The organism is Aeromonas allosaccharophila, from assembly GCF_000819685.1.
In the GTDB taxonomy this organism is placed as follows: Bacteria; Pseudomonadota; Gammaproteobacteria; order Enterobacterales; family Aeromonadaceae; genus Aeromonas; species Aeromonas allosaccharophila.
In genome coordinates, this window is the sequence record NZ_CDBR01000083.1 from 263 (window position 1) to 23,550 (window position 23,288).

Consider the following 23,288-nt stretch of genomic DNA (forward strand, 5'->3'; position numbering starts at 1 on the left):
ATGGTGCGCCCGAGAGGATTCGAACCTCTGACCACCTGGTTCGTAGCCAGGTACTCTATCCAGCTGAGCTACGGGCGCTCATAAACTTTTTATACTGCTTGAAATATGGTGCGCCCGAGAGGATTCGAACCTCTGACCACCTGGTTCGTAGCCAGGTACTCTATCCAGCTGAGCTACGGGCGCTCACAAACTTTTGGTACTGCTTGAAAAATGGTGCGCCCGAGAGGATTCGAACCTCTGACCACCTGGTTCGTAGCCAGGTACTCTATCCAGCTGAGCTACGGGCGCTCATAAATCGTTGAGTCGTTTTAAATGGTGCGCCCGAGAGGATTCGAACCTCTGACCACCTGGTTCGTAGCCAGGTACTCTATCCAGCTGAGCTACGGGCGCCCTGTTTTAAAACGATAAAAAAAGCTTACTTATCAGTAAGCCTTTTCCAAAGTGTCGACTTGCTAATGGTCAACACATGACTCTTGCTTGAGTCGTAATATGGTGCGCCCGAGAGGATTCGAACCTCTGACCACCTGGTTCGTAGCCAGGTACTCTATCCAGCTGAGCTACGGGCGCAAATGGCGGAGAAGGGGGGATTCGAACCCCCGATGCGGGTATAAGCCGCATACTCCCTTAGCAGGGGAGCGCCTTCAGCCTCTCGGCCACCTCTCCGTTTGCGGGGCTGATAATACTTCACAGGGATTTTTAGTCAAACACTTTTTTGGAGAAAAAAGCGCGTTCGCTCAGCATTTGGTCAAAGCGTGGAATATTCAAACAATATCGGCACTTATCCCGCAGTTTCGCACCTTGCAGGGCGATTTTTCGGGGGCCAGAAAAACAAAAGGCGACACATAGGGTGTCGCCTTGTCACAGCCATGAACGCAGCTTAGAAGCCCGGTTGGCCCGGTACTTTCTCGGCCTGGATGCGCTGGTAGATCTCTTCGCGGTGCACGGAGACCTCTTTCGGTGCGTTCACACCGATACGGACCTGGTTGCCTTTAACGCCCAGTACGGTGACAGTCACTTCATCACCAATCATCAGGGTTTCCCCAACACGACGAGTCAAAATAAGCATTCGCTTGCTCCTGTATCCTGTTTTGTTTTTATATCGATATGCGACATTATCTTACAAAGATACCGATATGGTAAATGGTTGAAACTAAATCAATCAGAGATTGTTAGCCCAAGGGCTGCTCCTGCGGTGCCTGATCCAAACCGAAAGCCGCGTGCAGGGCGCGCACTGCCAGCTCCAGATACTTCTCGTCAATGACCACAGAGATTTTGATTTCAGAGGTCGAGATCAACTGCATGTTGATCCCCTCCTCGCCCAATACCTTGAACATGGTGCGCGCAACACCGGGATGGTTCCACATGCCGACACCGACAATGGAAACCTTGGCAATCTCGCCATTTCCCTGCACGCAGGAGGCGCCCAGCGCAGTGGCGGTCTCCTCCAGCAGTGCCCGGGCACGGCGATAGTCGTCACGATTCACCGTGAAGGTGAAATCGGCGGTGCCATCTCCCAGGGTGTTCTGCACAATCATGTCGACATCAATGTTGGCGTCGCTGATCGGATTCAGGATCTGCGCGGCAACGGTTGGTCTGTCCGGCACGCCCAGAATGGTCAGGCTGGCCTCGTTGCGGTTAAAAGCGATCCCGGATACCAGGGGAGCTTCCATCCTATCACCTCCATATGTGATTAAGGTTCCCTCTCCATCGATAAAGCTCGACAGCACCCGCAGCGGGACGCGGTACTTGCCCGCAAACTCCACCGAGCGGATCTGCAACACCTTGGCACCGAGACTAGCCATCTCCAGCATCTCCTCGAAGGTGATGGTGTCGAGACGACGCGCCTTGGGCTCGATGCGCGGATCCGTGGTGTATACCCCATCCACATCGGTAAAGATCTGGCACTCATCGGCCTTGATGGCCGCCGCCACGGCAACCGCCGTGGTATCCGAACCGCCGCGGCCCAGGGTCGTGATGGCGTTATGCTCGTCACGGCCCTGGAAACCGGCGATCACCACCACCTTGCCCGCAGCCAGTTCAGCCTGAACCAGCTCGGTGTCGATGTGGGTGATGCGCGCCTTGCCGTAGGCGGAATCGGTATGAATCCGCACCTGATCACCGGTCATTGAGACCGCAGGACAACCGCGTTTGTTCAACGCGATCGCCAGCAGCGCTATGGTGACCTGCTCACCGGTGGAGACCAGCACATCCATCTCGCGCCGGTTGGCATCAGGATCCAGCTGCTGGGCCATGCCCAGCAACCGGTTGGTCTCGCCCGACATGGCGGAGACCACCACCACCACATCGTGTCCCTGGGCGCGGGTCTGCTCGACCCGCTCAGCTACCGCCTCGATCCGCTCCAGTGTGCCGACCGAGGTGCCGCCGTACTTCTGTACATAGAGTGCCACAGATCACCTCGCCCTATTACAGGCGCTCTTCAAGCCAGGAGTGAACGGATTGCAGCGCCGCCGGCACCGCCTCAGGCTGGGTACCACCCGCCTGTGCCATGTCCGGACGGCCACCGCCCTTGCCACCCACCTGCAGGGCCACCAGATTGACCAGCTCACCGGCCTTGACCTTGCCGGTCAAATCACTGGTAACACCGGCAATCAGGTTGACCTTGCCATCAGTACAGGTTGCCAGCAATACAACGCAAGATTTCAACTGCTGCTTGAGTGCATCCAGCATGCCCCGCAGAGCCTTTGGTTCCACTCCCTCCAGCGCTGCGATCAACACCTTCTGACCGTTGATTTCGATCACCTGACTCAGCAGGCTATTCCCTGCCTGGGCTGCCAGCTTGGCCTTGATCTGCTCCAGCTCGCGCTCCATCATCTTGGACTTGTCCAGGATCTGGCGCACTTTGCTGCCGATGGAGAATTGATCGCCTTTCACCAGTGCGGCAGCCTCTTCAAACTGCTCGGCCAGCTGGTGCATGAAGTCGATGGCGCCCTTACCGGTCACCGCTTCGATACGACGCACACCGGCGGCGATACCGCTCTCGGCGATGATCTTGAAGAAGCCGATGTCACCGGTGCGCTTGGCGTGAGTACCGCCACACAGCTCGGTGGAGTAGTCGCCCATGCGCACAACACGCACGTCGTCTTCATATTTCTCACCAAACAGCGCCATGGCGCCGGCAGCCTTGGCGGCGTCCAGATCCATCACCTGAGTGCTGACTTCGTGGTTGGCACGGATCTGGGCGTTGACCAGCTCCTCGATGCGACGAATGGTCGCCATGGTCAACCCCTCGAAGTGGGAGAAGTCGAAACGCATGCGCTCGGCCCCCACCAGAGAACCTTTCTGGGTCACATGATCACCCAGCGACTGGCGCAGGGCGGCGTGCAGCAGGTGAGTCACCGAGTGGTTCAGGGCAATGGCCTGACGGCGATCGCCATCGACCACGGCTTCCACTTCGGCGCCCTTCTCCAGGGTACCCAGCTCCATGTAACCCTTGTGGATGATCGCCTTGCCCGCCTTCTGGGTGTCGGTCACGGCAAAGATGCCGTCGTCCACTTTCAGGGTGCCGCTGTCGCCCACCTGACCACCAGACTCGGCGTAGAAGGGGGTCTGCTCCAGCACGATGACGGCTTCGTCACCGGCGATCAGACCATTCACCTCTTCGGTGCCCTTGTAGATGCCGAGCACACGGGTGCGCTCGCTCAGGTTCTTGTAACCGGTGAACGGGGTTTCGAAGTCGAGCTTGAGCATCTCGTTGTAGTTAACGCCGAAGCTGGAGGCCTCTTTAGCACGAGCACGCTGCTTCTCCATCTCGACGGTGAAGCCCTCTTCATCGATGCCGATGTCGCGCTCGCGCACCACGTCAGCAGTCAGGTCGGCCGGGAAGCCGTAAGTGTCATAGAGCTTGAACACCACCTCACCCGGCACCACTTTGGCGTCGCCCAGGTTGGCCAGCACATCTTCCAGCAGCAGCAGACCGCGATCCAGGGTGCGGACGAACTGCTCTTCCTCGATGCGCAGTACGCGCTCGACCAGCGGCAGCTGGGCGCTCAGTTCGGCGCCCACATCCTTCATCTGCACCGCCAGCTCGGCAGCCAGTTTGTAGAAGAAGACGTCGGTAGCTCCCAGCTTGCGACCGTGGCGCACGGCGCGACGGATAATGCGGCGTAGCACATAGCCGCGACCTTCGTTGGACGGCATCACGCCATCTGCCACCAGGAAGGCGCAGGAGCGGATGTGGTCAGCGATGACGCGCAGGGACTGGTTGCTCAGATCGGTGGTACCGACGATCTCGGCCGCTTTCTTGATCAGCGCCTGGAAGATGTCGATTTCGTAGTTGGAGTGGACACCCTGCATGATGGCGGAGATACGCTCCAGACCCATGCCGGTATCCACGGACGGACGGGGCAGCGGTTCCATGGTGCCGTCAGCCTGACGGTTGAACTGCATGAACACCACGTTCCAGATCTCGATGAAACGGTCGCCATCCTCTTCCGGCGAGCCGGGACGGCCACCCCAGATGTGATCGCCGTGGTCATAGAAGATCTCGGTGCAGGGACCGCACGGGCCGGTATCACCCATCGCCCAGAAGTTGTCGGAAGCGTAAGGGGCACCCTTGTTGTCACCGATGCGCACGATGCGATCGGCCGGTACACCGACCTCTTTCTCCCAGATATTGAAGGCTTCATCGTCAGTCGCGTAGACGGTCACCAGCAGGCGATCTTTCGGCAGCTGCAACACTTCGGTCAGGAAACCCCAGGCAAACTTGATGGCGTCATGCTTGAAGTAGTCGCCGAAGCTGAAGTTGCCCAGCATTTCGAAGAAAGTGTGGTGACGGGCGGTATAGCCGACGTTTTCCAGGTCATTGTGTTTACCACCGGCACGGACACAACGCTGGGACGTGGTGGCGCGGTTGTAGGCACGCTTCTCTGCGCCAAGGAACACATCCTTGAACTGGTTCATACCCGCGTTGGTAAACAACAGGGTCGGGTCGTTATGCGGTACCAGCGAGCTGGAGGAGACAACCTGGTGTCCCTGGGAACGGAAATACTCGAGAAACGCAGCGCGTATCTCTGACGTGGACATATACATGGAAAATCCTGCTTGATTCGAATACGGACTTTTAACCGCATTAATGTAAGTTTTCTGCGGGGTAAAGTAAAACGTACAGGCCCGTCACGGGCGAAAAAGCGCGCATAAACGGATACGAAGAGAAAAGGGAGGCAAACAGAGGCTTTTTGAGCCGGGGATCAGGCCAAAAGCAGTGGAAAATAGCCATGTGGCACGGCAGAACCGGCCTTTCGCCATCCCCGTCCCTCAAGCCACTGAATGGGCAGGAAAAATCCTGTAAATGCGAGATAAGGGGTATCAGCGCGTGGTGCATAGAATAGGAAAGAGTGCCGCGGGAATGCTGTCACCGCTGCTGGCAGTATGGCCATCGGCACTGGCCGAAACAGAAAGTCAGTCACGTGATCAATATGTCTGACAACAGAGCAGGCAAGGCTTCGTCTCATGACCTTGTACCACACGACAAGGCACCGGCCCCGCTACTCTGAGGCCGACTCTTGCAGGGTTGATATCGCATAACGCGCCTGATCCTGGGTAAAGCCGCGCCCCAGCAGATATTTGAGCCACTTCATCCGCAGCTTGAAATCCGCCAGATCGGCCACCCGGGCACGCCGTTCGAGCAGGGCAAACGCCAGTTCGAACCAGTCCAGTTCCGGCTGATCGAAGGCGGCATCGATCTGCATATCATCGAGCCCCTTGCGGCGCAGATCGAAGCGGATCTTGATGGGGCCATGCCCCTTGGCTGCACCGGCTCGCACTGCCATGCCACCGTAACGTTCGTCATTGACCCAGTTGTAACCGCGGCAGTAGTCGACCACCGCCTCGATCACCTCTTCATTGAAACCCTGCTGGCGCAACCGGTTGGCCAGCTCGGACTCGGCGCTCTCGCGACGGGCCAGACTGCGCATGGCAAAGGCGCGGGCAGCGGCAAACAGCTCTTCAAAGGAGAGTTCAACGGGTTCGGGGAGAGATTCATCGACCATAAATGACAAGGCCGGGTATCAACCCGGCCTCCTTTACCTTATTCGAACTCTTGTTCGCTTTCGTCTTCAAACTCTTCGGCGGCCGCTGCCACCGGCTTCTCTGCCGGCACGGCACCGGAGAGCAGCAGTTCGCGCAGGCGCGCTTCAATTTCGCCAGCCATCACCTTGTTCTCGGCGAACAGCTTCATGACGTTGGCCTTGCCCTGACCGATCTTCTCGCCGTTGTAGCTGTACCAGGCACCGGCCTTGTCGATCAGCTTGTGCTTGACGCCCAAGTCCACCAGCTCGCCCTCTTTGGAGATACCGGCGCCGTAGAAGATCTGGAATTCAGCCTGTTTGAAGGGCGGGGCCACCTTGTTCTTGACCACTTTAACGCGAGTCTCGTTACCGACCACTTCGTCGCCCTCCTTGATGGCGCCGATACGACGAATATCGAGACGCACAGAAGCGTAGAACTTGAGCGCGTTACCACCAGTGGTGGTCTCCGGGCTACCGAACATGACGCCGATCTTCATCCGGATCTGGTTAATGAAGATGCACAGGCAGTTGGCGTTCTTGATGTTGGCGGTCAGCTTGCGCAGCGCCTGGGACATCAGACGGGCCTGCAGGCCGACGTGGGAGTCACCCATTTCGCCTTCGATTTCCGCTTTCGGGGTCAGGGCCGCCACGGAGTCGACGATGATGACGTCAACGGCATTGGAGCGAACCAGCATGTCGCAAATTTCCAGCGCCTGCTCACCGGTATCCGGCTGGGAGATGAGCAGGTCGTCGACGTTGACGCCCAGCTTGGCAGCATAGATAGGGTCGAGTGCGTGTTCCGCATCGACGAAGGCACAGGTTTTGCCTTTCTTCTGGGCTTCCGCGATCACCTGCAGGGTGAGGGTGGTTTTACCGGAAGATTCCGGGCCGTAGATCTCGACGATACGGCCACACGGCAGACCGCCGATGCCCAGCGCCACGTCCAGCGAGAGGGAGCCGGTAGAGATGGCTTCGATATCCATGGTCTTGCTGTCGCCCAGACGCATGATGGAACCTTTGCCGAACTGCTTTTCAATCTGACCCAGCGCAGCCGCCAGTGCCTTCTGTTTGTTCTGATCCATGCCAATCTCCGCTGGAAATCGTGAGTAAGAAGTGAAGTTGGGCTAAGTATACTGTCTATTCATACAGTATCAAGCCCAATTTATCTGAGCAGGGCCAACAGACCCGACAGGGCCTGTCTCACCGCCTGCTGGCGCACCTGCCGACGATCCCCGTCGAAGCGGGCGAGCAGAGAGTGGTGACGGCCGTTGCGATCGGCCCAGGCAAACCAGACGGTGCCGACCGGCTTGTCTTCGGTGGCGCCACCGGGGCCAGCGATGCCACTGATGGCCACGCTGATGGCGGCCGACGAGTGGGCCAGCGCGCCGCGGGCCATCTCCAGCACCACGGCTTCGCTCACCGCGCCATGCTGTTCAAGGCTCTCACTGCTCACCCCCAACATCTGCTGCTTGGCCTCGTTGGTGTAGGTGACAAACCCGCGATCGAACCAGCCGGAGCTGCCCGCAATGTCGGTGATGGCGCTGGCCACCCCGCCGCCAGTACAGGATTCGGCGGTCGCCGCCAGCCAGCCCCGCTGACCGAGGGCACGTCCCAGCTCAATGGCAAGGTGCTCTATCTCTGCATCCAGTTTCATCACGACTCCTGCTGATCCGCTCAAGAGGCACATTATGCGATCCCGCTACCACCGCCCGCAACCACGGCAGACCGCCACGGCAACCGCCCTTGCCTGTTGCAATGGGAGGTTGCTCCGGTGCCATGCCTTCAATAGTGCCGAGCAGCCGCCCCCGGAACACCCGCTCCCCCGTCGCGGCGCTTATGTGTAGAATGGCGCCATCAAGCTCAAGGCTCATCACCGCAGACACTGGCCCGCAGAGGCCCCTTCTGGAACAGAACATGACCGCACAACACCAAGCCAGCGGCGCCACAGGCTCCGCTCCCGGCACCAATCTGAGCGCCCACACGCCCATGATGCATTAGTATTTATCCATTGAAAAATATGTCTTTTTTTATAAAAAACAAAAAATAATACGCTCTTTAGTACGCTTATAAGACATGCTAACCCACCTATTGCTCTTCTTCTCCTGATTCCCTTACCCACAGCACTCAAGCAACAACTTCGTATGCATACCTCTACAACCGCTGCAACAGGAGTTGTTGTTTCAGCCCGTGGCATACCAGTACTTTCGACGAGTTGCTTGTAGTGAGTGGGCATGAGCCTCTCATAACTTCCTGAGTGATGGTTCACTTGAAGCTATTCCGCTAAAGAGAGTTCCGCTTTGGCCGATACAATAAGTAACAAGGCGAATGCTTTACCCGGAACAGAGCCTGACGGTGAAAAGCAAAATGGAAAGTAAAAAGCCATAAATACAGATAATTAAAAGACATGCTTAGGGGGGGGGTAAATTATTTTCATGTTTATCAATAGCAATGGCTCATCATTAAATGCGCAACGTAATCAGAGCAACATCATCAAGTCGTTAGATATCTCTTACACTCGGCTTGCTTCTGGCAAGCGTATCAACAGTGCAAAAGATGATGCTGCTGGTCTGCAGATCTCGAACCGTTTGACCTCCCAGATTAATGGATTGGCTCAGGGGAACCGTAACGCCAACGATGGTATTTCTGTGGCGCAGACAGCTGAAGGTGCAATGGAGGAGCTGAGTTCCATGTTGCAGCGTATGCGTGTTTTAGCGCAACAGTCTCTTAATGGTGCCAACAATGCTGATGATAGAGCCGCACTGCAGAAAGAGTATGACTCCTTGAAAACAGAAATTGACAGAGTGGCAAATGACACTACTTTTGGTGGCCAGCATTTGTTAAATGGAGGTTACGTAGGCTCTTTTCAGGTGGGGGCTGATGCTAACCAAACCATCACCATAGACATCAACAGTTCATTTACCCTAACGCAAATGGCGTTCGCGACGACTGGCCATGCCACGATAGCGTACAATGCTGCCGATAACAGTTATACAGTCACTCATGTTAATGGGCCCGGGGTTCCAGCATATGTAGGCAGTATACAGTCCAGACCAGCTTCATTATTGGCTATGGCTAATCTTGATTATTATATTGAGGTGGTTGACAGCAAGCGCGCAGAGTTAGGAGCCGTGCAAAATCGCTTCGATTCAGTCCTTCGTAATCAAGCAAATGTGTCGGAAAACGTTCATGCTGCTAGATCTCGTATTAGAGACGCTGATTTTGCAGTGGAAACCGCTAATCTAACGAAGCAAAATATTCTACAACAAGCGGCGTCGAGCATCCTCTCGCAGGCGAACCAGCGCCCAAGGTCAGCTCTCTCATTATTACAAAGTTAACAACTAAACTGTTCATCATCAGTCAGCGTATAGCCGTGCTCTTGTGGCAGAATTTTATGAAAGTATGCAATCGGAGAACTTCAACTCTCTCCCAAAATATCACACTATTCACTAAGCTAGGTTGATCTTATGCTCACTTTTTGAAGTCAAATAATATGTAAAAAGCAAAGTTCAACTCCAGAAATGAACATATCTACACTAACTTAGTGTTAAGCCCATTTTTCAAAAAAGTATTTTTATACCAACTTCAATACCATTCAAATCTAAATGTTATCGATAGCCACTTTAGATGGGCAGCCAACATACTGTTGCATTTTATTAGCTTACTTTTTCATGCGAAGCTTTAACCTTTTCTTTTCTGCTAGAAAATAAATCACACTAGATACCGCCTCACTTTCATAGAAAATCTTGATGTTATCTTTGCTCCATTCGTCACCATATCGATCTTTGTATGCCAGCTTATTAAAGAACTTATATTTATTTTTATTTAAAAAATCACATATCGATTCTTTTCCATCTCCAATATTTTTTTTCCTGTACTGTATTATTGAATACATACCATATAGATAAGCTTTGTATCCGAATAAATCATCGAAACATATATCGCCAGAATTAACGCATAAGAAATATGATAATGCAGCAGATAGATCTGCTGTCTTGAAACTACCTCCATCACCTCTATCTATATATTCAAAACCTGCCTTTTCATAGATATTTTTCAAGTGTTCATGAAGAGCGGAGTCAACATTCAGCTTTATTGTCTTCATCCCAGATTCGACAATCTTATTCACTGAATTCTGCTTTCTCAAGGTAGCAGCATAGCGGTCTATTGATTCAGGGGATTCGATAACAGAAACATCATCATCAAACGACTCATCTAACGCATCAAATAGCTCATCTAAAGTTTCCTCCGATTTTATTCCTTTCATTCCCCATTCCCCATGTGAAAAGGCGCACAACTAGAAAGGTACCACCTTACCTCACGGGACTGATGAGATCCAAGAAGATGTAGCAACAGTGATGTGAGCATCACAAAAAACATCCTCCTTGTAATAGGCAGTTATTTGTGAGCCTCACAAACCAGACTCGTAATCTGCCGTGACGTACATATCAAAACACTCTTCCACATTAATTTGTGAACATCACAAAAAACTTCACATCAACAAAAAACGGTAACTAACACGACAAGACTTTGAATTATATGTGAATTACTTCTACCACCCATATCTAATTACTACTCTAGCGATAGAGAAAATCTGCTTTTTGTGAGCATCACAATCACTAAGAGACTCCATCTGTAAAGGGGACATGAACTCTGCAAAGGAGAAGGTTCATGCTCTCAGACAAAATCATGCGAATCAAAGAGGTTAGCCAAGTATGTGGCATATCCATCCCTACTATTTACCGGAAGATAAAAGCGGGCACATTCCCCTCTGGCCGAAGACTCAGTAGTAAAACCACAGGATGGCTTTCTTCCGAGATCTCCGAATGGATGCAGTCACTACCTAAAACCAATATTTAGACAGAGGAATAGCCATGAGAAATGACAGATATTTAAATGAGAATTGGGACGAACTTAGCCATAGATTAAGTTGGAAAGAGCTTATGTTTAGAATAAATGCCTTACGGCGCTCTAATAGTATTGAGGCAAAGCAACTCATGCATAAGCTTCTAGATTGCTCCCCTGAAGAGCGCTGTTGCAGCCTAGCGTGCCCTATATGCATATCAATTGATAGAAAAGAATATACCAGAAGCATAGTAGAGCTATTTGCTAACTCTCCAAATACGTTGTTTGTAACTTATATCCCCTATCCCATTCTGTCCTCTGACAAAAGGATATACGATATAGACTTTAAATTTGTCAAGGATAAGTTTCGATGCTATCTGAAGAACTCTAACATAACCTCATGTGCTGTAGGTTGTGTAGAGGTAGATTATGATTACGAAATGGGAATGTGGATTCCTCATATTCATGTTATCAGCGAACAAATTTCAAAGTCAAAATTTAAACATATGCGTAATAAAATCAATAGAAAGCATATACCAGCCAGAACGGAGGCTAAAGGAAGACCTTTATTAAAAAAGAAAATATATAACTTAAGTAAGCTATGTAACTACGTTTATAAATTTATGTGGCAGAACAAACCAAAGAAAAACAACCGAAACGTAATGAAAGATAAAACGAGAATCCCACATGATTTATTTATAGAATACTTAGTGTTCATAGATGGATTAACCATGCAAGATCTGGAGTTTCGCTATTGGTTAAGAAGGAATAAAAATGGCCTTTATAAAGAGCCTGTAAATCCAATTGTGTAACCGCCCACGAATAAGTAACTTTTTCAAAAGGATACCTTCGTGGGTAAGCAAATGGACCAAGACAAACTCAAAGCACTGGCCGCTGAGCTGGCCAAAGACATCAAGTCTGAAAAAGATCTCGGCACCCTCACCCAACAGCTGATCAAGCTCACCGTCGAGACCGCGCTCAATGCCGAGATGGACGAACATCTGGGCTACGAGAAACACGCCCCACAAGGCCGCGGGACCGGCAACAATCGCAATGGCTATTCCGCCAAACGCCTAAAAGGGCAGCACGGAGAGGTCACTATCCAGGCGCCTCGTGACCGTAACTCGTCCTTCGAACCTCAGTTCGTCCGCAAGGGCCAGTCCCGCCTGACCCAGATGGACGACCAGATCCTCGCCCTCTACGCCAAGGGCTTGAGCACGCGGGATATCGTTGACGCATTCAAAGAGATGTATGACGCCGACATCTCGGCGGGGCTGGTATCGAAGGTGACCGAACGTGTCATCGAGCAGGTCCACGAATGGCAAAACCGGCCGCTGGATCCGCTCTATCCCATCGTTTATCTGGACTGCATTGTGCTGAAGATCCGCGCGAACCAGAGGGTGATCAACAAGTCGCTCTATCTGGCACTGGGCATCAATATGGAGGGGCACAAGGAGCTGCTGGGCCTGTGGCTGGCCGAGACCGAAGGGGCAAAGTTCTGGCTGTCGGTCCTGACCGAGCTGAAGAATCGCGGCTTGGAAGACATCCTGATTGCGTGTGTGGACGGTCTCAAGGGCTTCCCTGATGCGATTGCTGTGGAGTATCCCCAGACCAAGGTGCAACTGTGTATCGTCCACATGGTGCGCAACTCGCTGCGCTATGTCTCCTGGAAGGACTACAAGGCGGTGACGGCGGATCTGAAGCAGATCTACCAGTCTGCGACGGAACGTGAGGCTCAGCAGGCGCTGGCGGCCTTCGGCGAGCGCTGGGATAGCCAGTACCCGCAGATAACGCGCTCCTGGCAGGGCAACTGGGATAATCTGATCACACTGTTCGAGTATCCCCCCGCCATCCGGAAGGTGATCTACACCACCAATGCTATCGAGTCGCTGAACAGCGTGCTGCGCAAGGCGACCAAGCAAAGGAAGCTCTTCCCGACCGACGACTCGGCGCTAAAAGTGGCGTACCTCGCGATACAGCAGGCTTCAAAGAAATGGACCATGCCAATCCAGAATTGGAAGCTTGCCCTGAATCGCTTTATTATCGAGTTCGGTGATCGTCTGAACGGTCACCTGTAATGGAGTGGGCAGTTACACAGAATTATTTACAGGCTCTTTATAAAATTCCTCGAAATTAACTATGACTCTCTATTCTTATATGATACTTCGTACTGTCGGCTTACTACTAAGCTATATCTATTGATACTAACTAACAACACTGGTGAGTTGGAAAGGGAGGTTCTCCTCCCTGTTTAACCTGTAGTTTCTATTAGTTCATCTAAGTGGTTTGCCCATTTTTGGAGCCACTCGCGACATTCTGAGTTATATCTATGAAGATTATAAGTCCCAACGATCCCTTTAGGCGCATGCCCCAAAACAGCCTCAGCTATTTCAGATGGACACCCCATTTTTGCCAATCCCGTTCTAACTGTCCTTCTTAGGTCATGCGCCGTCCAATCTGCAATATCGATCATTCGTCCTTCAGACCTTAATCTCCAAGCTTTTTCACTTAGCGCTTTTTGTAAAATGGGCTTTTTGGTTAATAATGAAGGAAAAACACAAAGATTATTGTTTAACCTTAACACCTTTAAGTATGCCACCGCTTGGCTGCACAACTGCACATCACGTGACGTACCATTTTTAGAGTCTTTAATATGAAAAACATTATTATTTAAGTCGATATCTTCCCAAAATGCCTGACATAGCTCTCCAGTCCTGCATCCCGTCCACAGGGTCATTCTAAGAATACTTTTTTGGGTGTCAGTAAAACCCGAACTTGGTAGCCATTCTAAAAACCTCTTAAGTTCATTATCATCCAAGACTCTAGAGCGTTTCTTTGAGGTGATTTTCACATTTGCAAATTTTATAACTCTCTTGGCCAAGAATGCTGGGTTTACGAAATCATCATTTAACTTACCAACCCCAATAGCATAATCATAACTGGAACATAGTTCTCTTAAAACAGCACCAGCCTGAACACTAGCACCACGGTCAATTATCCCGTGAATTAACTTCACAATGTCTTTACTATTAACTGATTCAACAGGAAAATCACCCAAGACTTCAACAACGTCACGGTACAACATTCTCCTTACTTCCAACTGCCCTTTCTTTTTCCTTGCACCAGCAATAACTTCGCCTGATGCGGTATACCGATCCTCAATTCTCCCTGAAAGGTAGAGCTCAACCATATCACCAACAGTAAACGTGTCTGCGGGCTTTACCTGTGTCTCATTTCTTCTTAGAGAGCGTTCTTTGGTCTTTTGTTCACGAACGAATGTTGCTGGACAGATCCCTTGGGCTCTTAATAACTTTAATTCAGCCAGCCTGACCCTAGCTTCTGACAGTGTTAGGGAAGGGAAGGCACCTATAGGTGCATTCTTTTGCTTCCTAGGATCATCCAAGCTATTGAATCTGTAGAAAAATGTCTTTTTACCACTTTTACCACATCTAACCCTTAAGCCGCGAGACTCCCCAGTATCAGACTTCTCTGCATCCCCAGGCTTCATTGCCTCAATTGCTTTGGTAGTCAGCGGTTTGTTACCCTTCATAAATGCACCTCTATGAATTGATCTTTAGCCGTCACGTCACTCACAAACGTATCTTTTTCTGTAACACCTAGATTATACGCTAAAAAAGATACGCCAAAAACTACGCTTCTAAGTAAGAAGCTCTGACATGTGATGACATAAACTGACATGACGAGACACACACAACAAACAAAAAGTCTTTTAAAAACATATGAATACAGAAGAAAATTCAATTAAAATCATAGGGAACCTATCGTCTCACACCCCTATGATGCAGCAGTACCTTGGCCTCAAAGCCGAGAACCCGGAGATCCTGCTGTTCTACCGGATGGGCGACTTCTACGAGCTGTTCTATGACGATGCCCGCAAGGCCTCCCAGCTGCTCGATATCTCCCTGACCAAGCGCGGCCAGTCGGCGGGCAGCCCTATCCCGATGGCGGGGGTGCCCTATCACGCCATCGAAGGCTATCTGGCCAAGCTGGTGCAGCTCGGCGAGTCCGCCGCCATCTGCGAACAGGTGGGAGATCCCGCCACCAGCAAGGGGCCGGTGGAGCGCAAGGTGATCCGCATCATCACCCCGGGCACCGTCTCCGACGAGGCGCTGCTCAGCGAGCGACAGGACAACCTGATCGCCGCCGTCTACCACGATGGCCGCCGCTTCGGTTATGGCACCATGGACATCGGCTCCGGCCGCTTCTTCATCAACCAGTTCGACAAGGAAGAGACGCTACTCGCGGAGCTGCAACGCACCAATCCGGCCGAGCTGCTCTATCCCGAATCGTTCGAGTTCCTGCACCACATCGAAGGTCGCCGTGGCCTGCGCCGTCGCCCCGAGTGGGAGTTTGAGCTGGGCACCGCCCGCAAGCTCTTGTGCCAACAGTTCGGCACCCAGGATCTGGTGGGCTTTGGCGTCGACCAGAGCGAGACAGCCCTGTGCGCCGCCGGTTGCCTGATGCAGTACGTCAAGGACACCCAGCGTACCGCCCTGCCCCACATTCGCAGCGTGCGCCTCGAGCAGCCCGATCACGCCGTCATCATGGATGCCGCCACCCGCCGCAATCTGGAGCTGACCCAGAATCTAGCCGGTGGCTATGAAAATACCCTGGCCGAGGTGCTGGATCGCACCGCCACCCCCATGGGCAGCCGCCTGCTCAAGCGCTGGATCCACCAGCCGATCCGCGATCGGGTGATCCTCAAAGGCCGCCAGAGCACCATCCAGGAGCTCATCGAGCAGAACCTCTATGACGAGTTGGGCAACCTGTTGCGTCAGGTAGGCGATGTGGAGCGGGTGCTGGCCCGTCTCGCCCTGCGCTCGGCCCGTCCGCGCGACCTCACCCGGCTGCGGCAGGCCTTCGCCCAGTTGCCCGAATTGCAGCGCCTGCTGGCGGATAACGAACACGAGGCGGTGCAGCAACTGGCCGAGCGCGCCAGCACCTTCCCCGAGCTGCTCGACCTGCTGGAGCGGGCGGTGATGGAGGTGCCGCCGGTACTGATCCGCGATGGCGGCGTCATCCGTGACGGCTTCAATCAGGAGCTGGACGAGCTGCGGGATCTGGCCAACGGCGCCACCGCCAGCCTCGCCCGCATCGAGGAGCGGGAGAAGCTGCTGACCGGTATCAACACCCTCAAGGTGGGTTACAACAAGGTGCACGGCTTCTATATCGAGGTGAGCCGGGCCAACAGCCATCTGGTGCCCGCCCACTACATCCGCCGTCAGACCCTCAAGAACAACGAACGCTACATCATCGATGAGCTGAAGAAGTACGAGGACAAGGTGCTCACAGCACAGGCTCAGGCGCTGGCGCTGGAGAAGCGACTCTACGAAGAGCTGCTCGATGCCCTGCTGCCCCACCTCGGCGATCTGCAGGAGTCCGCCGCCGCGCTGGCGGAGCTGGACGTGCTGGCCAACCTGGCCGAACGTGCCGAGACTCTCGACTATCGCTGCCCGACCCTCATCGATGAGGATCAGATCATCATCGAAGCGGGCCGCCATCCGGTGGTGGAGCAGGTGATGAGCGATCCCTTTATCGCCAACCCGATCCGGCTGGAGCGGGAACGGCGGATGCTGATCATCACCGGCCCCAACATGGGCGGTAAATCCACCTATATGCGCCAGACTGCGCTGATCGTGTTGCTGGCCCATATCGGTGCCTTCGTGCCCGCCGACAGCGCCCGCATCGGCCCCATCGACCGCATCTTCACCCGCATCGGGGCATCGGACGATCTCGCCTCCGGCCGCTCCACCTTTATGGTGGAGATGACCGAGACCGCCAATATCCTCAACAACGCCACCGCCCGCAGTCTGGTGCTGATGGACGAGATTGGCCGCGGCACCAGCACCTACGATGGCCTCTCGCTGGCGTGGGCCTGCGCCGAGCAGCTGGCGAGCAAGATTGGCGCTTACACCCTGTTCGCCACCCACTACTTCGAGCTGACCCGTCTGCCGGAGCTGATGGAAGGGCTGGCCAACGTCCACCTCGATGCGGTGGAGCACGGCGACACCATCGCCTTTATGCACGCGGTACAGGAAGGCGCGGCCAGCCGCTCCTACGGCCTGCAGGTAGCGGCGCTGGCGGGGGTACCGAAATCGGTGATCCTGCAGGCCCGCCACAAACTGCACGAGCTGGAGAGCGCCACTCCGGTGGCCGCCGGTGAATCTCGCCCGGCTCCGGTGACTCTCGCCCCGCAACCCCATCCGGTGGTGGAAGAGCTGGCAGCGGTGCGCCCGGACGAGCTGACCCCCCGCCAGGCGCTCGATCTGCTCTATCGCCTCAAGCAGATGCTGTAAGCAGCTGCCGCCGCGCCAGCATGCGAAAGGGGAACCGCGAGGTTCCCCTTTTTTATGTTCAGCACGTGATGCTCAGCACCCATCAGCCGTTCAGGCCACAGCTCGCGCCTCACTGCGGGCCCGCAGCAGGCTCTGGCGCCCCTGCCAGTAGCCCTGCAGATAGCCGGACTCCAGCTTGAACGCATCGCGGGTAAAGCGGGAGACCGGAAAATCGGCCGGTGGCGCGATCACCTCAATCTCGCAGTCGGCAGGGGGATTGGCGATAAAATCGAGAGCCCGGTTGTAGGCCACATCCCGTGCCAGCATCGCCTGTGCCAGCGCGGGCTGGGTCTTCAGCAAGGCTTTGACCATCCAGCAGAAGCGGGCCGGCTTCTTGCGATACCCGCGCGGTTCGGAGAGCACCACCGTCATCCGCCGCGCCCCGCGCCGATAAGCCTCGATCACCGGGATCGAGTCGCTGATCCCGCCATCCGCCATGGGGCGGCCATCGACACAGGGGGTCTCGTGCTGCACCACCGGTAGGGCGCAGGTGGCGGTCAGCACTTCGTCCATATTGTCGGGGCACACCGGCAGGTAGACAGCCGCGCCGGTCGCCACCTCGGTGGTGACCGCATAGAAGGGGATGCGGCAGGCGGAGAAGGTATCGAGGTCGAGGGGAAAGCGGTAGCGACTGGTGCGCCAGAGCCAGCTGACATCCACCAGATCGCCCCCCTTGACGAAACGCAACGGGTCGAGAAAGTCGCTGCTACAAGCCAGCTCGGTGATGATGTGATGACTGCGGCGCGGCTGCTCGCTCAGATAAGAGACCAGATTGGTGGCACCGGCCGAGACGCCCATGACGAAATCGAACGGGTAGTGGTGGCTTTCCACGAAGGCATCGAGCACACCGCTGGCGAAGATGCCGCGCATGGCGCCCCCTTCGACAATCAGGGCGCGAGGGTGGGGATTAAACATAACAAGGCTCCGTCAGCTGTAATACCTGCCGGGATCGATCCCGGCCCAGTGATGGACGCCTTCATGCAGAACATCAAGACGCCGCAGCAGGACGGTTCAGGCCCGCATCGGCAAGGCAACAGCCGGATAGATGCAAACGTGAAACCGTGAAGCGACCCCCAGTATATGCAGCACAGCAACCTTCAAAAAATGAATTTAAATAATAAAAAACATGCCAATTTGGCATGTTTAAACACATCAGCAGATACTGCCCTTTATCCGGTAACGGAACCATCAGGATCAAGGCAGCCCGGGCCCGAACGTCCCGTTGACGGGGTTGTAGTGGTACGCCCGATAGTCAAAGTCCACCTTATCAAGGCGCGGATTGGCCAACTCGAACAGCAGGCGCTTGGAGAGCTGCGCCTGATCGAGGGAGGGCTTGAAGTGACGCAGCCAGAGCTGTTGCAGCGAGCCATCCTGCCACGCCAGCTTTAACCCGACCGAGATGCGTCGGATGGCTGCCTGATTATCCCTGTGGGTGTAGAAGAGGTGGAGGAAGGGGTAGTTCAGTGCCACCCGCCGATCCACGATGAGGTCGGGCAGATCACTGTGCTGCTCCTGCTCGATAAAAAGCTCGTTGGCCCCGCGGCAGAACAGATCGATGCGACCACGTGCCACCAGCTTGAACAGCCGCTCGTAACTGTCGATCTCCTGCACCTTGAATCCCCCATGACGCAGGATCTCCGCATCCTGCCAGCCACGGCCCTGCCCGTGCAGAAACTGTTGCAACTGGGCCAGGGTATTGACCCTTGCCACCACATCGGCCTGCTGCGGGCTGACAAAGCAGATGCGATAACCGAGGATGCCCAGCTCCACCGGAAAACGGACGTAATCCAGCTCGCCACTCTCGGCGGCCGGGCGCTGACTGTCAGCCACAAACAGGTTGGGATATTGCCGGGTTTGCACGACCTGCCGCATCCTCACCCGATTCATCGGCGGCGCGGCCCGCAGCTCGTAGTCACCGAAGCTGTCGCGGGTCTTCTCCAGCGCCAGCTGCAACAGATCGCGAAAATAGAGAGTGCGCTGATCCCGCTCGCTTTCGGGGCTGATATGGGTAAAGACATCGCTCGCCCGCAGGGGTGCGGCAAGGAGGGAAAGGCTGCACAGCAGCAAGAAGAAAGCGAGGCGATGAAAGGTCATACTGCTCATCCCGGGAATACACGCTCCCTAGAGTGTAGCGCCGGGACGAGCCGCCTTCTAAAGGGAAACTAGGCCTACCAGAACATCTGGCCCAGCAGGGGCGCCAGCAGCACGGTCACCATGCCAGCGATCATCATCACCATGCTGGAGACCACCCCTTCCTCGTTGCCCATCTGATAGGCCTTGGCAGTACCGGCACCGTGGGCCGAGGCACCAAAGCCCGCCCCCTTGCCGAGGCGGCTGCGAATGGCCAGCACGGTGAGCACGCTCTCCCCCACCGCCATACCAATCACTCCGGTCAGCACCACAAACAGCGCGGTGAGATCGCTCTGACCGCCGATGGCGCGGGTCGCCTCTACCGCAAAGGGAGTGGTGATGGAGCGCATCGCCAGACTGCGTTGCAGCATGTCGGAGAGATCCAGCCAGCGGGCCAGCAGCACGGTACTGCCCACCGCCATGATGACGGAAGCGAACACCCCCACTGACAGCGACAGCCAGTGGCGGCGAATGAGCTGGCGGTTCTCGTAGACCGGCACGGCGAAGGCAACGGTGGCGGGGCCCAGCAGCCAGAGCAGCCAGTGGGACTCGGCCATGTAATCCTGATAGGGGATGTGGAACAGCAGCACCACCGCCACCAGCAGGGTCGGTGCCAGCAGCAGCGGCATCAGCGGCAGGATACGCTTTTTGCCATAGAGCCATTTGCTGGCGTAGTAGAAGATCAGGGTCAGGGCGAAGCAGAGCAGCCCGAGCAGGGTATCAGACATGACGGCGACTCCGGCGGGCCAGTTTCAGTTCGAGGCGGTAAACCCTGTCAACCACCAGCGCGGTAGTGCCGAGCACCAGGGTGGTACTCACCAGCAGCACCACCATGATGCGCCACCCCTCCTCCAGCAACAGATCCTGATAGTTGACCACCGCCACCACGGCGGGGACGAAGAACAGCAGCATCTCCGCCAGCAGCCAGCGAGCACCGGCCTCAAACCACTGCGCCTTGACCACCCCAAGCAGGATGCAGGCCAGCAGCAGCAACATGCCGGTGAGGTTGGCGGGCAGCGGCAGATGGAGGGTGCGCACCGCGATATCGGCCAGCAGCCAGATGGCTGCCAGCAACACAATCTGGAAGGGAGTCTGTAACCAGCGCAAGCAGAGGGCTTTCATGATCATCGTCTTTCTGTGAACCGGCTCACAGTATAGAGTTGAGCAAAACCTGCCAGAAATGAATTAAAATTATCAAATTCATGCCGCATAGGCATACTTCATCCCCTACCCGCCAACACGAGTCGAGAGAGTCCATGGATATTCGCGCCCTGCGCTATTTTGTCGAACTGGTGCGGGAAAAAAGCTTCACCCGCGCCTCCGAAAAGCTGTTCGTCACCCAGCCCACCATCAGCAAGATGATCCGCAATATCGAAGAGGAGCTGGGCCAACCCCTGCTCAACCGGGAAGGGCGTCGCTTCACCCTGACCGACAGCGGCCAGGTGCTGTTCAACCGGGCCCAGACCATCCTGGCGGAGATGCAGCAGCTGGAGGCCGAACTGGCGGATCTGCAGAGCCTGCAACACGGTCGCCTCACACTCGGCATTCCCCCTATGGTGGGGCACGTCTATGCGGATCTGATCCGCGCCTACCGCACCCGCTATCCCAAGGTGGAGCTGACACTGGTGGAGTACGGCGGTCGCCGTATCGAACAGGCGGTGCTGGAGGGGGAGCTGGATCTCGCCATCACCATGCTGCCGACCAAAGAGGGGGGCGCCCTCAGCGCGCTGGAGCTGGATCAATACCCGATTAGGGTGGTGCTGCCTGATCAACCGCGCTGGCATGGCGAGGCACCGCTGCGGCTGGAATCCCTGCAGGATGAGCCCTTCCTGCTCTATACCCAGGCGTTTACCCTGAGCGAGCGGCTGGAGCAGGCGTGTCAGGAGGCGGGCTTTGTGCCTCAGGTGGCGGCGCGCAGCAGCCAGTGGGATTTTCTCACCGCCATGGTACGCAGCGGCATGGGGGTCGCCTTCTTGCCGGAGCCGGTCTGCAACCGGCTGACGCCCGATGGGTTGGTGCTGCGGCCGCTGGAGCCCGAACTGAGCTGGAGACTCGGGGTGATCTGGCCGAGCGAGCGCTATCTGTCGCGCACCGCCGAGGCCTGGCTGGCCCTCTGTCGCACGCGGCAGGCACCTCAATAATCACCGAAGCGATCGGTCTGCGGGTTGTAGAAGTAGGGGCGGTAATCGAAGCTGATCCCCTCGAGAAAGGGGTTATCCAGCCGCAGCAGTCTGCGCTGGGAAAACTTGGCAAAGGCGATGGCCGGGCCAAAACTCTTGCGCCACAGCGCCTGTAGCGAGCCATCCTGCCATGCCAGTTGCAACCCCTGCTCGACCCGTTGCAGCGCCTCGCGATTATTGGGGTTGGTGTAGAAGACCCGGGGCAGCGGGTAGTAGATCAACAGCGCCTCATCCACCAGCAGATCCGCTATCTCCTTGTGGGTGAGCTGCTCGCTGCGCAGCTCGCTCGCCCCGCGGCAGAAGAGATCGAAGCGACCCCGCGCCACCATCTTGAACAGCTTCTCGTACCCCTCCACTTCCACCACCTCCATCCCGGCGTAGCGCAGGATATCCACATCCAGCCACCCCTTGCCCTGACCAAAGGTGAACTGGCGCAGCCCCTTGAGGTCGGTCACTCTGCTCACCGCCGCCTTTTGCTGTGGGCTGACAAAACAGATGCGGTAACTGACGATCCCAAGATGGATGGGAAAACGGACATAGGTGAGCCCCAGCCCCTCGCTGGTGCTGCTGTAGCTGTCCATCACAAAGAGGTTGGGGTAGCTGTCAAGCTGCATACTGAGCCGCTCGCGCGCCTTGGTCATGGGCGGTGCGGGGACCAGCTCATAGTCGCCAAACTGGTCGCGGGTCTTGTCGAGGGCGAGCCGCAACAACTCCCGATCATAGGTGGTGCGCGGGTCCCGCTCGCTCTCCGGGCTGATGTAGGTAAACCGGGTGGCCGCCTGCCCGGTCAGCGACAACATGCAGGGCAGAACGGCGGCCAGCAGATGCAGGGGGGACATAAACCGGGCATTGGCTGAAGGGGTACTTTCAGTGTAGCCCCCGAGCGCGGGCGCCCGACCCAGCCACCACCCCATGGTCTCTTCCCCTTTTTGGCCAGCTGCGTCCATCAGCCTACTCCCCCGCCGGAGGCGTGTTTCTGAGCGACGCGGCGTAACGTTGGTAGGCAGCTGAGTCGCGCACCTGCTCGATGGCATCCCACACCTGCCGGCTTTGTCGGGGATGGGCCTGATAGAAGTGGTGAGAGAAGACCAGATAGTAGGGTTTCTCCACCAGCACCGGCGACAGCCGCTCGATACGGGCCTGCAGCTCGGGATGGGCCGCCAGAATGCTGTCAGCCACCTCGGTCTGGATGGCCGTCGCCTGCGCCCGATCCATCACCAGCTTTTTCAACATGATCAGCGGGTCACGGCTGGAGTCGTCCACCTCGGCCCCCGCCGCCAGCAACAAGTCGACGATGGAAAATCCCGACTGGGCCGCCACCATGCCCTTGACCCTGAGAGTGGTGCCATCCCACTGGCTCTTGCCCCCCTTGAGCTGATAGAGGCTGTAGCTCTCGGTCAGCAGCCGCTTGGCGGGGTCGGGTTTGCCCCCGCGCATGGGATAACCCCCCACCTTGGTCGCCCGCTCGACGCTGTAACTCATCTTGATGGCCGCATCCATCTGGCCACTGCTCACCTGCGAGAGGCAGCGCTTCCACGGCAGCGGCGTCAGCTCGATCTCGGCATTGAGGGCGGTGGCAACCGCCTTGAGGTGATACTGCACAACCCCCTCGCCCGATTGCAGCAGCCAGGGGTAGGAGTCACTGTTTTCGAGGCAGGTACGCAGCGTAAAGGCCGGGGCCGCGCTGCCGGTGGCGGGCAGCAGCAACGCGATGAAGAGCAGGATGCGGGCAGATACGCGCATGGGCCATCTCC

20 protein-coding genes and 6 tRNA genes are annotated in these 23,288 nt (G+C 55.8%); 6 read left to right on the top strand and 20 right to left on the bottom strand.

The genetic code is table 11. From position 1 onward, the window contains the following. Nucleotide 1: 1 nt before the first annotated feature. From BN1115_RS14350 to pncC, 12 genes are all read right to left on the bottom strand, one after another. Nucleotides 2-78: transfer RNA gene (locus BN1115_RS14350), tRNA-Arg, on the bottom strand. 28 nt (nucleotides 79-106) lie between these two features. After that, nucleotides 107-183 (bottom strand) — tRNA-Arg (locus BN1115_RS14355). Nucleotides 184-211: 28 nt separating this feature from the next. Then, nucleotides 212-288, bottom strand: a tRNA-Arg gene (locus BN1115_RS14360). Between the two features lie 25 nt (nucleotides 289-313). After that, nucleotides 314-390: transfer RNA gene (locus BN1115_RS14365), tRNA-Arg, on the bottom strand. Between the two features lie 100 nt (nucleotides 391-490). Then, nucleotides 491-567 (bottom strand) — tRNA-Arg (locus BN1115_RS14370). Between the two features lie 3 nt (nucleotides 568-570). After that, nucleotides 571-663: transfer RNA gene (locus BN1115_RS14375), tRNA-Ser, on the bottom strand. 214 nt (nucleotides 664-877) lie between these two features. Next, nucleotides 878-1,066: a carbon storage regulator CsrA gene (gene csrA / locus BN1115_RS14380; RefSeq protein ID WP_005336053.1), complete on the bottom strand. Its 189-nt coding sequence runs from the start codon at nucleotides 1,064-1,066 to the stop codon at nucleotides 878-880. Nucleotides 1,067-1,169: 103 nt separating this feature from the next. Beyond that, nucleotides 1,170-2,408, bottom strand: coding sequence for an aspartate kinase (locus tag BN1115_RS14385; protein ID WP_042657690.1), 1,239 nt, complete (start codon nucleotides 2,406-2,408; stop codon nucleotides 1,170-1,172). Nucleotides 2,409-2,424: 16 nt separating this feature from the next. After that, nucleotides 2,425-5,049 carry an alanine--tRNA ligase gene (gene alaS, locus BN1115_RS14390; RefSeq protein WP_042657691.1) on the bottom strand — a complete coding sequence of 875 codons (2,625 nt, stop codon included), beginning with the start codon at nucleotides 5,047-5,049 and terminating at the stop codon, nucleotides 2,425-2,427. Between the two features lie 455 nt (nucleotides 5,050-5,504). Further along, complete coding sequence (locus BN1115_RS14395; RefSeq protein WP_042657692.1) at nucleotides 5,505-6,008, bottom strand: regulatory protein RecX; 504 nt, start codon at nucleotides 6,006-6,008, stop codon at nucleotides 5,505-5,507. A gap of 38 nt (nucleotides 6,009-6,046) precedes the next feature. After that, a complete protein-coding gene (recA, locus tag BN1115_RS14400) occupies nucleotides 6,047-7,108 on the bottom strand; it encodes a recombinase RecA (RefSeq protein WP_042058789.1) in 1,062 nt (353 codons plus the stop codon). A gap of 80 nt (nucleotides 7,109-7,188) precedes the next feature. Then, nucleotides 7,189-7,680: a nicotinamide-nucleotide amidase gene (gene pncC / locus BN1115_RS14405; RefSeq protein WP_042657693.1), complete on the bottom strand. Its 492-nt coding sequence runs from the start codon at nucleotides 7,678-7,680 to the stop codon at nucleotides 7,189-7,191. Nucleotides 7,681-8,458: 778 nt separating this feature from the next. Here pncC and BN1115_RS14410 point away from each other — a divergent pair. Then, a complete protein-coding gene (locus BN1115_RS14410) occupies nucleotides 8,459-9,361 on the top strand; it encodes a flagellin N-terminal helical domain-containing protein (RefSeq protein WP_425248054.1) in 903 nt (300 codons plus the stop codon). Between the two features lie 323 nt (nucleotides 9,362-9,684). Here BN1115_RS14410 and BN1115_RS14415 read toward each other — a convergent pair whose 3' ends face one another. Beyond that, a complete protein-coding gene (locus BN1115_RS14415) occupies nucleotides 9,685-10,290 on the bottom strand; it encodes a hypothetical protein (RefSeq protein ID WP_042657695.1) in 606 nt (201 codons plus the stop codon). A gap of 422 nt (nucleotides 10,291-10,712) precedes the next feature. On the opposite strand from BN1115_RS14415, the gene BN1115_RS21785 reads away from it, so the two are divergent. From BN1115_RS21785 to BN1115_RS14420, 3 genes are read left to right on the top strand one after another with little or no spacing between them, the layout of a single operon-like run. Further along, nucleotides 10,713-10,883, top strand: coding sequence for a helix-turn-helix transcriptional regulator (locus tag BN1115_RS21785; RefSeq protein WP_244152283.1), 171 nt, complete (start codon nucleotides 10,713-10,715; stop codon nucleotides 10,881-10,883). 14 nt (nucleotides 10,884-10,897) lie between these two features. After that, on the top strand, nucleotides 10,898-11,680 hold the full coding sequence (locus tag BN1115_RS22315) for a hypothetical protein (protein ID WP_128821709.1): 783 nt from the start codon (nucleotides 10,898-10,900) through the stop codon (nucleotides 11,678-11,680). A gap of 51 nt (nucleotides 11,681-11,731) precedes the next feature. Further along, entirely contained in the window at nucleotides 11,732-12,946 is a 1,215-nt protein-coding gene (locus BN1115_RS14420) for an IS256 family transposase (protein WP_042657696.1), read from the top strand. Between the two features lie 173 nt (nucleotides 12,947-13,119). Here the strand turns inward: BN1115_RS14420 and BN1115_RS14425 are convergent, their stop codons facing one another. After that, nucleotides 13,120-14,418: a tyrosine-type recombinase/integrase gene (locus BN1115_RS14425; protein WP_042657697.1), complete on the bottom strand. Its 1,299-nt coding sequence runs from the start codon at nucleotides 14,416-14,418 to the stop codon at nucleotides 13,120-13,122. A gap of 190 nt (nucleotides 14,419-14,608) precedes the next feature. On the opposite strand from BN1115_RS14425, the gene mutS reads away from it, so the two are divergent. Further along, a complete protein-coding gene (gene mutS, locus BN1115_RS14430) occupies nucleotides 14,609-17,185 on the top strand; it encodes a DNA mismatch repair protein MutS (protein WP_042657698.1) in 2,577 nt (858 codons plus the stop codon). A 90-nt stretch (nucleotides 17,186-17,275) separates the two neighbouring features. Here mutS and BN1115_RS14435 read toward each other — a convergent pair whose 3' ends face one another. From BN1115_RS14435 to BN1115_RS14450, 4 genes are all read right to left on the bottom strand, one after another. Next, nucleotides 17,276-18,139: a patatin-like phospholipase family protein gene (locus BN1115_RS14435; RefSeq protein ID WP_042657699.1), complete on the bottom strand. Its 864-nt coding sequence runs from the start codon at nucleotides 18,137-18,139 to the stop codon at nucleotides 17,276-17,278. Nucleotides 18,140-18,418: 279 nt separating this feature from the next. Then, complete coding sequence (locus tag BN1115_RS14440) at nucleotides 18,419-19,318, bottom strand: hypothetical protein (protein ID WP_042657700.1); 900 nt, start codon at nucleotides 19,316-19,318, stop codon at nucleotides 18,419-18,421. Nucleotides 19,319-19,392: 74 nt separating this feature from the next. After that, a complete protein-coding gene (locus BN1115_RS14445; RefSeq protein ID WP_042058778.1) occupies nucleotides 19,393-20,082 on the bottom strand; it encodes an LrgB family protein in 690 nt (229 codons plus the stop codon). Beyond that, nucleotides 20,075-20,476, bottom strand: coding sequence for a CidA/LrgA family protein (locus tag BN1115_RS14450; RefSeq protein WP_042657711.1), 402 nt, complete (start codon nucleotides 20,474-20,476; stop codon nucleotides 20,075-20,077). Before BN1115_RS14450 ends, BN1115_RS14445 begins: the two co-directional genes overlap by 8 nt. Nucleotides 20,477-20,610: 134 nt before the next feature. Here BN1115_RS14450 and BN1115_RS14455 point away from each other — a divergent pair, with 134 nt between their 5' ends. Then, on the top strand, nucleotides 20,611-21,495 hold the full coding sequence (locus BN1115_RS14455; RefSeq protein WP_042657701.1) for a LysR family transcriptional regulator: 885 nt from the start codon (nucleotides 20,611-20,613) through the stop codon (nucleotides 21,493-21,495). On the opposite strand, the gene BN1115_RS14460 is transcribed toward BN1115_RS14455, so the two are convergent. Continuing rightward, nucleotides 21,489-22,373, bottom strand: coding sequence for a transporter substrate-binding domain-containing protein (locus BN1115_RS14460; protein WP_042657712.1), 885 nt, complete (start codon nucleotides 22,371-22,373; stop codon nucleotides 21,489-21,491). The genes BN1115_RS14455 and BN1115_RS14460 overlap by 7 nt on opposite strands. A gap of 112 nt (nucleotides 22,374-22,485) precedes the next feature. Then, nucleotides 22,486-23,277: a substrate-binding periplasmic protein gene (locus BN1115_RS14465; RefSeq protein WP_042657702.1), complete on the bottom strand. Its 792-nt coding sequence runs from the start codon at nucleotides 23,275-23,277 to the stop codon at nucleotides 22,486-22,488. Nucleotides 23,278-23,288 lie beyond the last annotated feature (11 nt).

Bases quoted from the DNA above. Each gene is read 5' to 3' on its own strand.
- csrA (WP_005336053.1), bottom strand. From the start codon at position 1,066: ATGCTTATTTTGACTCGTCGTGTTGGGGAAACCCTGATGATTGGTGAT.
- alaS (WP_042657691.1), bottom strand. From the start codon at position 5,049: ATGTATATGTCCACGTCAGAGATACGCGCTGCGTTTCTCGAGTATTTC.
- BN1115_RS14395 (WP_042657692.1), bottom strand. From the start codon at position 6,008: ATGGTCGATGAATCTCTCCCCGAACCCGTTGAACTCTCCTTTGAAGAG.
- recA (WP_042058789.1), bottom strand. From the start codon at position 7,108: ATGGATCAGAACAAACAGAAGGCACTGGCGGCTGCGCTGGGTCAGATT.
- pncC (WP_042657693.1), bottom strand. From the start codon at position 7,680: ATGAAACTGGATGCAGAGATAGAGCACCTTGCCATTGAGCTGGGACGT.
- BN1115_RS14410 (WP_425248054.1), top strand. From the start codon at position 8,459: ATGTTTATCAATAGCAATGGCTCATCATTAAATGCGCAACGTAATCAG.
- BN1115_RS14415 (WP_042657695.1), bottom strand. From the start codon at position 10,290: ATGAAAGGAATAAAATCGGAGGAAACTTTAGATGAGCTATTTGATGCG.
- BN1115_RS21785 (WP_244152283.1), top strand. From the start codon at position 10,713: ATGCGAATCAAAGAGGTTAGCCAAGTATGTGGCATATCCATCCCTACT.
- BN1115_RS22315 (WP_128821709.1), top strand. From the start codon at position 10,898: ATGAGAAATGACAGATATTTAAATGAGAATTGGGACGAACTTAGCCAT.
- BN1115_RS14420 (WP_042657696.1), top strand. From the start codon at position 11,732: ATGGACCAAGACAAACTCAAAGCACTGGCCGCTGAGCTGGCCAAAGAC.
- BN1115_RS14425 (WP_042657697.1), bottom strand. From the start codon at position 14,418: ATGAAGGGTAACAAACCGCTGACTACCAAAGCAATTGAGGCAATGAAG.
- mutS (WP_042657698.1), top strand. From the start codon at position 14,609: ATGAATACAGAAGAAAATTCAATTAAAATCATAGGGAACCTATCGTCT.
- BN1115_RS14435 (WP_042657699.1), bottom strand. From the start codon at position 18,139: ATGTTTAATCCCCACCCTCGCGCCCTGATTGTCGAAGGGGGCGCCATG.
- BN1115_RS14440 (WP_042657700.1), bottom strand. From the start codon at position 19,318: ATGACCTTTCATCGCCTCGCTTTCTTCTTGCTGCTGTGCAGCCTTTCC.
- BN1115_RS14445 (WP_042058778.1), bottom strand. From the start codon at position 20,082: ATGTCTGATACCCTGCTCGGGCTGCTCTGCTTCGCCCTGACCCTGATC.
- BN1115_RS14450 (WP_042657711.1), bottom strand. From the start codon at position 20,476: ATGAAAGCCCTCTGCTTGCGCTGGTTACAGACTCCCTTCCAGATTGTG.
- BN1115_RS14455 (WP_042657701.1), top strand. From the start codon at position 20,611: ATGGATATTCGCGCCCTGCGCTATTTTGTCGAACTGGTGCGGGAAAAA.
- BN1115_RS14460 (WP_042657712.1), bottom strand. From the start codon at position 22,373: ATGTCCCCCCTGCATCTGCTGGCCGCCGTTCTGCCCTGCATGTTGTCG.
- BN1115_RS14465 (WP_042657702.1), bottom strand. From the start codon at position 23,277: ATGCGCGTATCTGCCCGCATCCTGCTCTTCATCGCGTTGCTGCTGCCC.